Annotated in this window: 8 protein-coding genes and 3 rRNA genes; 5 read left to right on the forward strand and 6 right to left on the reverse strand. The window is 64.7% G+C overall.

What is annotated here, in order from left to right:
- Positions 1-62: 62 nt before the first annotated feature.
- The 3 genes from ACR68M_RS06520 (at position 63) to ACR68M_RS06530 (ending at position 2,730) form a co-directional block, all read left to right on the forward strand.
- Positions 63-1,361 (forward strand): MFS transporter, encoded by a 1,299-nt coding sequence (locus ACR68M_RS06520; RefSeq protein WP_441249472.1) that lies wholly within the window; start codon positions 63-65, stop codon positions 1,359-1,361.
- Positions 1,362-1,421: 60 nt separating this feature from the next.
- The gene (locus tag ACR68M_RS06525; RefSeq protein WP_441249473.1) at positions 1,422-2,162 is read left to right on the forward strand and encodes a WXG100 family type VII secretion target; all 741 of its coding nucleotides are present in this window, start codon (positions 1,422-1,424) and stop codon (positions 2,160-2,162) included.
- A 172-nt stretch (positions 2,163-2,334) separates the two neighbouring features.
- Positions 2,335-2,730 carry a nuclear transport factor 2 family protein gene (locus tag ACR68M_RS06530; protein ID WP_441249474.1) on the forward strand — a complete coding sequence of 132 codons (396 nt, stop codon included), beginning with the start codon at positions 2,335-2,337 and terminating at the stop codon, positions 2,728-2,730.
- A gap of 13 nt (positions 2,731-2,743) precedes the next feature.
- Here ACR68M_RS06530 and ACR68M_RS06535 read toward each other — a convergent pair whose 3' ends face one another.
- The 5 genes from ACR68M_RS06535 to ACR68M_RS06555 form a co-directional block, all read right to left on the reverse strand.
- On the reverse strand, positions 2,744-3,571 hold the full coding sequence (locus tag ACR68M_RS06535; RefSeq protein WP_441249475.1) for a helix-turn-helix domain-containing protein: 828 nt from the start codon (positions 3,569-3,571) through the stop codon (positions 2,744-2,746).
- 80 nt (positions 3,572-3,651) lie between these two features.
- Positions 3,652-3,768, reverse strand: a 5S ribosomal RNA gene (rrf, locus tag ACR68M_RS06540).
- Positions 3,769-3,851: 83 nt separating this feature from the next.
- A 23S ribosomal RNA gene (locus ACR68M_RS06545) occupies positions 3,852-6,974 on the reverse strand.
- 288 nt (positions 6,975-7,262) lie between these two features.
- Positions 7,263-8,782, reverse strand: a 16S ribosomal RNA gene (locus ACR68M_RS06550).
- Together the 16S, 23S and 5S rRNA genes form the textbook arrangement of a ribosomal RNA operon.
- Before the next feature lie 561 nt (positions 8,783-9,343).
- Entirely contained in the window at positions 9,344-9,985 is a 642-nt protein-coding gene (locus ACR68M_RS06555) for a TetR/AcrR family transcriptional regulator (protein WP_441249476.1), read from the reverse strand.
- A gap of 143 nt (positions 9,986-10,128) precedes the next feature.
- Here ACR68M_RS06555 and ACR68M_RS06560 point away from each other — a divergent pair, with 143 nt between their 5' ends.
- Positions 10,129-10,938: a class II aldolase/adducin family protein gene (locus tag ACR68M_RS06560; protein WP_441249477.1), complete on the forward strand. Its 810-nt coding sequence runs from the start codon at positions 10,129-10,131 to the stop codon at positions 10,936-10,938.
- 46 nt (positions 10,939-10,984) lie between these two features.
- The gene (locus tag ACR68M_RS06565; protein WP_441249478.1) at positions 10,985-12,028 is read left to right on the forward strand and encodes a 2-dehydropantoate 2-reductase; all 1,044 of its coding nucleotides are present in this window, start codon (positions 10,985-10,987) and stop codon (positions 12,026-12,028) included.
- Positions 12,029-12,037: 9 nt separating this feature from the next.
- Here ACR68M_RS06565 and ACR68M_RS06570 read toward each other — a convergent pair whose 3' ends face one another.
- Positions 12,038-12,550, reverse strand: a complete 513-nt coding sequence (locus ACR68M_RS06570; RefSeq protein ID WP_441249479.1) for a hemerythrin domain-containing protein — start codon at positions 12,548-12,550, stop codon at positions 12,038-12,040.
- Between the last annotated feature and the right edge of the window lie 85 nt (positions 12,551-12,635).

Genomic DNA, 12,635 nt, shown 5'->3' on the forward strand with positions numbered 1-12,635 from the left:
CCACCTCCGGGTACGGGCGCGCGGCGGCGGCCCGCACCCACTCCCACAGGAGGCTCTCCGCCATGTCCCAACAGGTCCAGACCGCCCCGGCGCCACCCGCCGGAGCGCCCGCCGACTCCTCCTTCGGGCCCTCGGTCGGGCGCTCCGGCAAGGTGCACTCCGCCCGCTACAAATGGGGCATCCTCGGCATCGGCATCGGCGCCCAGGCCGCCTTCAGCGCGACCTTCCAAGGCATCCCCACCTCCGGCTCCATCCTCCAACAGGCCTACCGCCTGACCACCGGACAGCTCGGCATCGTCCTCGCCGCCGTCACCGCCGGAATCTTCATCACCGACGTCTTCTGGGGCATCCTCTCCGACCGCATCGGCGAGCGGAAGGTCCTGATCACCGGCCTCTCCGGCACCACCATCGCCCTCGCCGCCGTCACCGCCTTCCTCGTCCCGCACGGCGGCGTGGTGCCCTCGTACACGGCCCTGGCCGTCGTGCTGTTCCTCGCGGGCGCCCTCGGCGGCTGCGTCAACGGCGCCTCCGGCCGAGCCGTGATGGGCTGGTTCCCGCCCGCCAAGCGCGGGTTCGCGATCAGCCTGCGCGTCGCCGCCGTCCCCGCCGGAGGCGCGATCGGCGCCGCCGTCCTGCCGCCGCTCGCCCTCGGCGCCGGCTTCCGCTGGGTCTTCGCCTTCCTCACCCTCAGCTGCCTGCTCGCCACCGTCGCCGTCGCCGTCTGGCTCGACGAACCGCCGCTCGCCCGGACCAAGTCCGAAGGCGGCGTCGCCGCCGCCACCACGCCCAGCCCGCTGCGGCGCTGGGACATCTGGCGGGTCGCCATCACCGCCTTCCTGCTCGACCTCCCGCAGTTCACCGTGCTCACCTTCGGCTCCGTCTTCCTGCACACCGTCAAGCACGTCTCGATCGGCACCATCGCCGTGCTGCTCGTCGTCGTCCAGGTACTCGGCGCCATCTCCCGGGTCTGGGGCGGCCGTTGGACCGACAAGCACGGCGGCCGCTACCGCCGCACGCTGGTCACGATCTACAGCTGGATCATCGCCCTCGCCTTCGCCGGAGTCGCCGCCTTCCAGCCCGGCCCCACCTGGCTGGTCGCCGGCCTGCTGGTGACCGCCGGCTTCCTCGCCTGCGGCTGGCACGGCGTCCACTACGCCGAGATCGCCACCATGGCCGGAGCCGAACGCTCCGGCACCGCCCTCGGCCTGGAGAACACCATGGTCTTCGCCGGGGCCTTCGCAACTCCCCTGCTCATCCCGACGCTGCTCTCCGTCTCCTCCTGGCCCGTGGTGATGCTGGTGATCGGCGCGGTCCCCGCCGTCCTCTCCGCCCTGCTGATGCCCCGCGAGCTCAAGGCCTGACGCTCCGCCTGTTGACCTTCCGCCCGGTCATGACGGGCACTACCCTGGCGGGTGTCCGTCATGACCAAGGGGGAAACCATGGCGATCGAACTGCCTGGCGAGGTCGTCTCGCTGCTCCAGTTCATCGGGATCAACTGGCCGCAGGTGAACGAGGACAAGGTACAGGAGTTCGCCTCCCACGTACGGGAGTTCGCCGACAACATCAGCAACACCCACCAGGACGGCACGAACACCGTCCAGCAGATCGCCGAGGCCTACCAGGGCGCCTCGTACGAGGCCCTGGTCGCCAAGTGGACCCAGCTCTCCGGCAGCCACATGAACGACCTGGTGCAGGCCTGCCACGTCGTCGCCACCGCCCTGGACGCGGCGGCCGGGGTGATCGTCGCGATGAAGGCCGAGGCGATCGCCGAACTCGTGGTGCTGGCAGCGTCGTTCATCGCGGACCAGGCAGCGGCGGTGGCCACCTTCGGTCTCGCCGAGGCCGCGATGATCGCGATCGAGGAGGCGGCGAAGAAGCTCGTCAACTACCTCGAACAGCAGCTGGAGCAGTACATCATCGGCCAGGTGATCGAGGCCGCGATCAATCCGCTGGTGGAGATCGTCGGCAACGCCGTGACGGGCCTGGTCTTCCAGGGAGCGGAGGGCTCCGGCGGAGGCGGCGGCAGCGCCGGGGGCACCGGCTTCCGCATCAACCCCGTCGCGCTGGAGTCCCACGCCGAGACGATGAACCAGCACGCCGAGACCATCGCCGGCCACGCCCAGGCCTTCCAGTCCAAACTCGCAGGCGTCAGCTTCGAGTAGCGGACGGCTGGATGGCTGGTAGGAGCTCACCGGCCATTACCTCAGCGGTAATCGACCCTTCCGCACGGCTGCGGGATCGTAGAGACATCGCAACCGGGGAGGCCGCAGGGCCTCAGCCGCAGGGCATCGAGCCCCTGGTCACGGCCGGTCCGCGCAGCCGAAGGGAACCACCATGTCCGCGTTCACCGCCTCCGCCCACGACGACGCCGCCCGCACCGACGCCGTGCAGCGCTACTTCGCCGCCTGGAACGCCACCAGCCAGGAGGAGTTGGAGAAGGCCGTCGCCGCCGCCTTCACCGAGGACGCCACCTACACCGACCCGCTGGCCGAGGTCCGGGGCCACGAAGGCCTCGCCGCCGTGATCAGCGGCGCACAGCAGCAGTTCCCCGGCTTCGGCTTCGTCCGGACCGGCACCCCGGACGGGCACCACAACCTCGTCCGCTTCACCTGGGACCTGGTCTCCAAGGCCGACAACTCGGCCCCCGCCGCCGGGTTCGACGTCGTCACCCTCGCCGACGACGGCCGGATCAGCTCGGTCAGCGGCTTCCTCGACCGCCTCCCGTCCTGACTCCGGCAGCAACTCACAAGGCGCGCAGGGCGGCAGCCGTCTCCGGATCGGCCGGGAGGAACATCTCCATCGCCAGTTCGGAGACGGTCACGTCCATGGGCGTGTTGAAGGTCGTGACCGTCGAGATGAACGACAGCACCTGCCCGTTCACCTCGATCCGCAACGGCAGCGCAAAGGGGTAGGCCGCCGGCGAATGCCCGTCCCCGTACCCGTCCTCATGCCTGTCCCCGGCCGGCGCCGGGTAGACGGCCACCTCCTCGTACAGGCTCCGCAACGGCGCGGAGCCCCGCATCGCGATCTGCCCCCGCATCCGCTCCAGCAGATGCGCCCGCCACTCACCCAGATTCCGGATCCGCGGCGCCAGACCCTCCGGATGCAGCGTGAGCCGGATGGCGTTCATCGGCGGCCGCAGCAGATGTTCGGCCACCCCGTCCACCAGCAGGTGGACACCCCGGTTGGCACTGACCACGTCGTACATCCCGTCCATGACGAGCGCCGGATTCGGCTCGTGAGCCGACAGCAACTGCTCCATCCCCGTACGCAACGCGTCCATCGCCGGGTCCTGCAACGGAGTCTCCCGGAAGCTCGGCGCATAACCCGCCGCGACCAGCAGCGAGTTGCGCTCCCGCACCGGCACCTCCAACTGCTCCGCCAGCCGCAACACCATGGCCTGGCTCGGCCTGGACCGCCCCGTCTCGACGAAGCTGATGTGCCGCGCCGAGCTCTCCGCCCGCAGTGCCAACTCCAGCTGACTGATCCGCCGTCGCTCCCGCCACCCGCGCAGCAGCGTCCCCACGGTGACCTCGGCACCCGTCCCGGCTGTGGCAGCGGCAGTCGTCATGCCGCCGACGATATCGGACGCTGTCTCCGGAAATGCGAAAGGCCCCCATCCGTTCCCGGATGGGGGCCTTCCTAAAGATTGTTCGGCGGCGTCCTACTCTCCCACAGGGTCCCCCCTGCAGTACCATCGGCGCTTTGAGGCTTAGCTTCCGGGTTCGGAATGTAACCGGGCGTTTCCCTCACGCTATGACCACCGAAACACTATGAAACCAGATGACCGTACCACCCCTGGCCAGGGATGGGGTCGTTGTTTCAGAACAACACAGTGGACGCGAGCAACTGAGGACAAGCCCTCGGCCTATTAGTACCGGTCAGCTCCACCCCTTACAGGGCTTCCACATCCGGCCTATCAACCCAGTCGTCTACTGGGAGCCTTACCCTCTCAAGGAGGTGGGAACATTCATCTCGAAGCAGGCTTCCCGCTTAGATGCTTTCAGCGGTTATCCCTCCCGAACGTAGCCAACCAGCCATGCCCTTGGCAGGACAACTGGCACACCAGAGGTTCGTCCGTCCCGGTCCTCTCGTACTAGGGACAGCCCTTCTCAATATTCCTACGCGCACAGCGGATAGGGACCGAACTGTCTCACGACGTTCTAAACCCAGCTCGCGTACCGCTTTAATGGGCGAACAGCCCAACCCTTGGGACCTACTCCAGCCCCAGGATGCGACGAGCCGACATCGAGGTGCCAAACCATCCCGTCGATATGGACTCTTGGGGAAGATCAGCCTGTTATCCCCGGGGTACCTTTTATCCGTTGAGCGACGGCGCTTCCACAAGCCACCGCCGGATCACTAGTCCCTGCTTTCGCACCTGCTCGACCCGTCGGTCTCACAGTCAAGCTCCCTTGTGCACTTACACTCAACACCTGATTGCCAACCAGGCTGAGGGAACCTTTGGGCGCCTCCGTTACTCTTTAGGAGGCAACCGCCCCAGTTAAACTACCCACCAGACACTGTCCCTGATCCGGATCACGGACCCAGGTTAGACATCCAGCACGACCAGAGTGGTATTTCAACGACGACTCCACAACAACTGGCGTTGCTGCTTCAAAGTCTCCCACCTATCCTACACAAGCCGAACCGAACACCAATATCAAGCTATAGTAAAGGTCCCGGGGTCTTTCCGTCCTGCTGCGCGAAACGAGCATCTTTACTCGTAATGCAATTTCACCGGGCCTATGGTTGAGACAGTCGAGAAGTCGTTACGCCATTCGTGCAGGTCGGAACTTACCCGACAAGGAATTTCGCTACCTTAGGATGGTTATAGTTACCACCGCCGTTTACTGGCGCTTAAGTTCTCAGCTTCGCCACACCGAAATGTGACTAACCGGTCCCCTTAACGTTCCAGCACCGGGCAGGCGTCAGTCCGTATACATCGCCTTACGGCTTCGCACGGACCTGTGTTTTTAGTAAACAGTCGCTTCTCGCTGGTCTCTGCGGCCGGCCCCAGCTCACCGAGTAAATCGGATCACCAGTTCCGGCCCCCCTTCTCCCGAAGTTACGGGGGCATTTTGCCGAGTTCCTTAACCATAGTTCACCCGAACGCCTCGGTATTCTCTACCTGACCACCTGAGTCGGTTTGGGGTACGGGCCGCCATGAAACTCGCTAGAGGCTTTTCTCGACAGCATAGGATCATCCACTTCACCACAATCGGCTCGGCATCAGGTCTCAGCCTTAATGAGTGACGGATTTGCCTATCACTCGGCCTACACCCTTACCCCGGGACAACCACCGCCCGGGTTGGACTACCTTCCTGCGTCACCCCATCGCTCACCTACTACCCTGTTGGGTCAGCGGCTCCACCACGTCCCATTGTCCGAAGACTCCGGGCCGGCTTCACGGCTTTAGCATTCAGAGGTTCGACGTTGGCGCTTCAAAGCGGGTACGGGAATATCAACCCGTTGTCCATCGACTACGCCTGTCGGCCTCGCCTTAGGTCCCGACTTACCCTGGGCAGATCAGCTTGACCCAGGAACCCTTGGTCAATCGGCGCAAGAGTTTCCCACTCTTGTATCGCTACTCATGCCTGCATTCTCACTCGTGAACCGTCCACAACTGGATTCCTCCGCTGCTTCACCCGGCACACGACGCTCCCCTACCCATCACAGCCCCCGTTGGGGGTATTGCTGCAATGACACGACTTCGGTGGTGTGCTTGAGCCCCGCTACATTGTCGGCGCGGAATCACTTGACCAGTGAGCTATTACGCACTCTTTCAAGGATGGCTGCTTCTAAGCCAACCTCCTGGTTGTCTCTGCGACTCCACATCCTTTCCCACTTAGCACACGCTTAGGGACCTTAGTCGGTGTTCTGGGCTGTTTCCCTCTCGACCATGGAGCTTATCCCCCACAGTCTCACTGCCACGCTCTCACTTACCGGCATTCGGAGTTTGGCTAAGGTCAGTAACCCGTTGAGGCCCATCGCCTATCCAGTGCTCTACCTCCGGCAAGAAACACGTGACGCTGCACCTAAATGCATTTCGGGGAGAACCAGCTATCACGGAGTTTGATTGGCCTTTCACCCCTAACCACAGGTCATCCCCCAGGTTTTCAACCCTGGTGGGTTCGGTCCTCCACACGGTCTTACCCGCGCTTCAACCTGCCCATGGCTAGATCACTCCGCTTCGGGTCTTGGGCGTGCAACTCACTCGCCCTATTCGGACTCGCTTTCGCTACGGCTACCCCACACGGGTTAACCTCGCTACACACCGCAAACTCGCAGGCTCATTCTTCAAAAGGCACGCAGTCACGAGACAGATGGGCAAGCCCACTGTCCGACGCTCCCACGGCTTGTAGGCACACGGTTTCAGGTACTATTTCACTCCGCTCCCGCGGTACTTTTCACCATTCCCTCACGGTACTATCCGCTATCGGTCACTAGGGAATATTTAGGCTTAGCGGGTGGTCCCGCCAGATTCACACGGGATTTCTCGGGCCCCGTGCTACTTGGGAGAAGCTCAAGCAAGCCGTACAGATTTCGTCTACGGGGGTCTTACCCTCTACGCCGGACCTTTCGCATGTCCTTCGACTACCCATACGGTTTCTGACTCGCCGACCGGCCGGCAGACCGATCAAGAACTTTCCCACGACCCCGCACTGGCAACCCCTGCCGGGTATCACACCAGAACGGTTTAGCCTCATCCGGTTTCGCTCGCCACTACTCCCGGAATCACGGTTGTTTTCTCTTCCTGAGGGTACTGAGATGTTTCACTTCCCCTCGTTCCCTCCACACACCCTATGTGTTCAGGTGCGGGTGACAGCCCATGACGACTGCCGGGTTCCCCCATTCGGAAACCCCCGGATCAAAGCCTGGTTGACGGCTCCCCGGGGACTATCGCGGCCTCCCACGTCCTTCATCGGTTCCTAGTGCCAAGGCATCCACCGTGCGCCCTTAAAAACTTGGCCACAGATGCTCGCGTCCACTGTGCAGTTCTCAAACAACGACCAGTCACCCACCCTCAGACCCTCAACTGAGGACCCTCGAGTAGGACCGGCATCTCTGAAGCAACAACCACCGAAGTGGCCGTTCCCTCAGGACCCAACAACGTGCCCGACACACCCGATTAGACAATCCGCATTCCACGCCCCGAAGGACAGTACTAACGGAACCAACCGTGTGTGCCGAATAGTCAACGTTCCACCCATGAGCAACCGTGCGAGACATTCGCTCGCATCCGGCTATGTGCTCCTTAGAAAGGAGGTGATCCAGCCGCACCTTCCGGTACGGCTACCTTGTTACGACTTCGTCCCAATCGCTGGTCCCACCTTCGACGGCTCCCTCCCAAGGGTTAGGCCACCGGCTTCGGGTGTTACCGACTTTCGTGACGTGACGGGCGGTGTGTACAAGGCCCGGGAACGTATTCACCGCAGCATGCTGATCTGCGATTACTAGCAACTCCAACTTCATGGGGTCGAGTTGCAGACCCCAATCCGAACTGAGGCCGGCTTTTTGGGATTCGCTCCGCCTCGCGGCATCGCAGCCCTTTGTACCGACCATTGTAGCACGTGTGCAGCCCAAGACATAAGGGGCATGATGATTTGACGTCGTCCCCACCTTCCTCCGAGTTGACCCCGGCAGTCTCCTGTGAGTCCCCATCACCCCGAAAGGCATGCTGGCAACACAGAACAAGGGTTGCGCTCGTTGCGGGACTTAACCCAACATCTCACGACACGAGCTGACGACAACCATGCACCACCTGTATACCGACCACAAGGGGGCGACCATCTCTGGCCGTTTCCGGTATATGTCAAGCCTTGGTAAGGTTCTTCGCGTTGCGTCGAATTAAGCCACATGCTCCGCTGCTTGTGCGGGCCCCCGTCAATTCCTTTGAGTTTTAGCCTTGCGGCCGTACTCCCCAGGCGGGGAACTTAATGCGTTAGCTGCGGCACCGACGACGTGGAATGTCGCCAACACCTAGTTCCCACCGTTTACGGCGTGGACTACCAGGGTATCTAATCCTGTTCGCTCCCCACGCTTTCGCTCCTCAGCGTCAGTAATGGCCCAGAGATCCGCCTTCGCCACCGGTGTTCCTCCTGATATCTGCGCATTTCACCGCTACACCAGGAATTCCGATCTCCCCTACCACACTCTAGCCTGCCCGTATCGAATGCAGACCCGAGGTTAAGCCTCGGGCTTTCACATCCGACGTGACAAGCCGCCTACGAGCTCTTTACGCCCAATAATTCCGGACAACGCTCGCACCCTACGTATTACCGCGGCTGCTGGCACGTAGTTAGCCGGTGCTTCTTCTGCAGGTACCGTCACTTGCGCTTCTTCCCTGCTGAAAGAGGTTTACGACCCGAAGGCCTTCATCCCTCACGCGGCGTCGCTGCATCAGGCTTTCGCCCATTGTGCAATATTCCCCACTGCTGCCTCCCGTAGGAGTCTGGGCCGTGTCTCAGTCCCAGTGTGGCCGGTCGCCCTCTCAGGCCGGCTACCCGTCGTCGCCTTGGTAGGCCATTACCCCACCAACAAGCTGATAGGCCGCGGGATCATCCTGCACCGCCGGAGCTTTCCACCAACCCCCATGCGGAGGAAGGTCATATCCGGTATTAGACCTCGTTTCCAAGGCTTGTCCCAGAGTGCAGGGCAGATTTCCCACGTGTTACTCACCCGTTCGCCACTAATCCACCCGAAGGCTTCATCGTTCGACTTGCATGTGTTAAGCACGCCGCCAGCGTTCGTCCTGAGCCAGGATCAAACTCTCCGTGAATGTTTTCCGGATATCCGGTAGCACTCGCGTTGAGCGGCACGACAACCACCGGAATAGGGTGGCCCCGTGCACTGCGTCCTCGCTGTGTTTTATTACTAAAGGAATCTCCAACCCGGAACGTCGAAACGATCCAGGCCGGGGATGTCAACATATCTGGCGTTGACTTTTGGCACGCTGTTGAGTTCTCAAGGAACGGACGCTTCCTTCAAGCCGCTCTCGCAAGCTCTCCGGGCGCTTCGTTCTTTCGTGTTTCCAGCTTAGCAGATGATTTCCGCTTCGCTTTCCACTTGGTTTTCCCTGCCGGACTGCGACCTGACGGCCTGTCCGACGTTTCAAACCTTAGCCGATCCCCGCTCCGAAAAGCGAATCCAGCCCCAATCCGATAAACGCACATAACAATTCGAACCGAGCCGCCACAGAAGACGACTCAGCCACGAGAAGAAGAGGTGGTTCAGAGGATTGGCCGCCCCGGGACCGTCCGCGCTGATGCGTGTCCGGTGCTCCCTGCCGAGCGACCAGTGAACACTACGCCGAACCGTCGCCCGAAGCAAACATCCCCTGTCAGAGCACTGCTGCGGGCCCACCGGTGGTCGTGTCGTCCTCTGTACTGAGGGCGGCGAGCAGCGGTGCGAGGAAGAGGCGTTCGAGTTGGCCGGGCGGGAGCTGGTCGGGTTCCACGTAGCTCTGGGCCAGGCCGCCCTCGCGGATGGCGATGAGGAGGCGGGCGAGTGCGTCGGCGTCGACGGTGAGGGTGCGGCCGGTGCGGTGGAGGTGTTCGGTGAGGCCACGGGCGATTTCGGCGCGGAGCCGGGCGTCGTGCTGGGCGAGCACCCAGGCGGCCTGCGGGTCGCGGATGGCGTGCAGGGTGAACTCGGTGGTGACGAGGTACCAGTCGCGCTCGGCCGGGTCGACGTCGGCGAGGATCTCGACCAGGCCCTGGAGGGTGAGGTCCTGGTCGGCGACCGAGTCGATCAGTTCGGTGATCCGGGCGACGATCCGGGCGCTGTGTTCGTCGAAGAGGGCGAGGAAGAGCTCCTCCTTGCTGCTGAAGTTCGAGTAGAAGGCTCCCCTGGTGTAGCCGGCCCGCTCGCAGATCTGTTCGATCGAGGCGGCGTGGAAGCCGTGCTCGGCGAAGGCCTCCAGTGCCGCTCCCAGCAGGGCGGCCCGCGTGCGCGGTCGCCGCTTGGTGACTCCCTTGGGCATCTGCCGCCCCCACTCTCTGTGCCGGTCCGGCGGTTCCGGGCTGGTCCGGCTCCCACGATATCCGCATCGGATGCATCGACGTATCGGATACATCGCTGTATCTTTCGGATGTCCGCACCGCTGACCGACTCTGGGAGCCCGCCATGAGCAACCCGCTGCCGTCCGCCCTGGCCGCTGCCGTCGGGCCCGTACCGGAGGGGGTCACCCTCCCGATGCCGCCGACCTTCGACTCGTTCGAAGCCGAGCGGCAGTACCGCAAGGAGCAGCTCGCGGCCGGGTTCCGGCTGTTCGGCAGGTTCGGGTTCTCGGAGGGAGTCGCCGGGCACATCACCGTGCGCGATCCGGAGAACCCGCAGTGGTTCTGGGTCAACCCGTTCGGGATGAGCTTCAGCCAGATCAAGGCGTCGGATCTGATCCTGGTCGACCACGAGGGGACGCTGCTGCACGGGAAGCGGCCGGTGAACCGGGCTGCCTTCGTCATCCACTCGCAGGTGCACGCGGCCCGCCCGGACGCGGTGGCCGCCGCGCACTCGCACTCGCTGTACGGGAAGGCGTTCTCCAGCCTGGGCATCCCGCTCGACCCGATCACCCAGGACGCCTGCGCCTTCTTCGAGGACCACGCCCTCTACACCGACTACCGGGGTGTGGTGAACGAGCTGGAGGAGGGCAAGCGGATCGCCGCCGCCCTCGGTGACCGCAAGGCGGTGATCCTGCAGAACCACGGCCTGCTCACCGTCGGGCAGTCGGTGGCGGAGGCGGTCTGGTGGTTCGTCACGATGGAGCGCTCCTGCCAGGCGCAGCTGCTCGCGATGGCGGCCGGCACTCCGCAACTCATCGACCGTGAGACGGCGTTGATCACCCGTGGTCAACTGGGCACGCACCTGGCAGGCTGGTTCCAGGCCCGCCCGTTGTGGGATCAGATCACCGCGTCCGACCCTGACCTGTTCGACTGACGCCCGTCCCGCCGCCTCCGACCCGCTGCCTCCGAGGAGAGTGCCCGTGTCTGCGACCCCCGAGCCGTCCCGCCCACGGATCGCCGTGCTCGGTGCGGGCAGTATCGGCTGTCACCTCGGTGGCATGCTGGCGGCCGCCGCCGACGTGACGTTGATCGGCCGCCCGGCCGCGATGGCGGCGATCGAGCGGGACGGGCTGACGCTGACGGGGGCCGGTGCGGCGCGGCGGGAGCTGCGGGTGCCGGGCGACCTCAGGGTGGCGACCGGCCCGGAGGGGGCGGCAAAGGCGGACTACGTGCTGGTCACGGTCAAGTCCGCCGACACGGTCTCGGCCGCGCGGGAGCTGGCCGGGCACCTCTCCCCCGGCGCCGTGGTGGCGAGCTTCCAGAACGGTCTGCACAACACCGCGCTGCTGCGCGAGGAGCTGCCCTGCCACCGCGTGCTGGCGGGGATGGTTCCGTACAACGTGGTCCGGGCGGGCGCCGCCGCCGTCCACCAGGGCAGCGGCGGGCAGGTGATGCTGGAGAGTGCCGGGGCGAGCGCAGAGTTTGCGCAGGCCGCTCGGGCTGCCGGGCTCGATCTCGTCCTGCACGACGACATGCCCGGCATCCAGGCGGCCAAGCTGCTGCTGAACCTCAACAACGCGGTGAACGCTCTCTCCGACCTCCCGCTGCGTGAGCAGCTCGGCCGCCGCGCGTACCGCAGCTGCCTGGCGCTCTGCCAGCGCGAAGGGCTGGCCGCTTTCCGGCGGGCGGACATCACGCCCGGCCGGCTCGGGCCGGTGCCTGCGAGCCTGATGCCGTACGTGCTGCGGCTGCCCGACCGGCTGTTCCAGCGGCTCGCGGGCGCGGCGCTGCGGATCGACGCCAAGGCGCGGTCGTCGATGTGGGAGGACCTCCAGCGCGGGCGGCCCACCGAGATCGACACGCTCCAGGGAGAGATCGTCTCCCTCTCCAGTAGGTACGGTCTCCGGGCCCCGGCCAACGCCCGCATGATCGCTCTCGTCCAGGCCGCCGAAGCCGCCGCCCCGGGCACCGCCGCGCCCTGGTCCGGGCCGGCCCTGCTCGCGGAGCTGACCTCGGCGGCATGAGCCACGGGCTCAGGCTTCGCCCACCGTGAGGCCGAACAGGGTCTCGGTGGTGCCCGCCTCGGTCGGCAGGGCGTCGAGGGCGGCGGTGATCCGCCGTTCCTCGAAGGTGAAGTGTGATTCGAGGATGGCGCTCAGGCCGTCCAGCTCTCCCCGGACGCGCTTGGCCTCCGCCGGGTCGGGGGTGTCGGTGATGCCGTCGAGGAGCTGCTCCAGCCCTCGGACGATCGAGCTGACGAGCTGGTGGTCCTCCTCCAACTTCGCGATTACCGGCCTGAGTTCGGGGTGCAGATCGCCGAGCAGCGGGAAGGCTCCGGCGTCCTCGCCGGTGTGGTGCCTGGTCAGTGCGGTGCAGAACGAGAGGCAGTGGGCCTTGAGTTCGCGCGGCCGGGCGGCCCGGCCGTCCAGGTAGGCGTCGACGTCGGCCCGGAGCTGTGCCAGCTCCTCGCGGAGCCACTGGTGAATCTCGGTCAGTTCGTGCCCGAAGGTGGTCAGCCGCGCGCGCGGCCCGGTGGGGGTTCCCATGGCGAGCCAGCCTACTGACGGAGTGACACCTGACGGTACAGATCCGGCCATCGGCCACGGCGCCTGCGGATCGGGGCCGGTACTC

Origin of the sequence: Kitasatospora sp. McL0602 (assembly GCF_052076145.1) — a bacterium.
In the GTDB taxonomy this organism is placed as follows: Bacteria; Actinomycetota; Actinomycetes; order Streptomycetales; family Streptomycetaceae; genus Kitasatospora.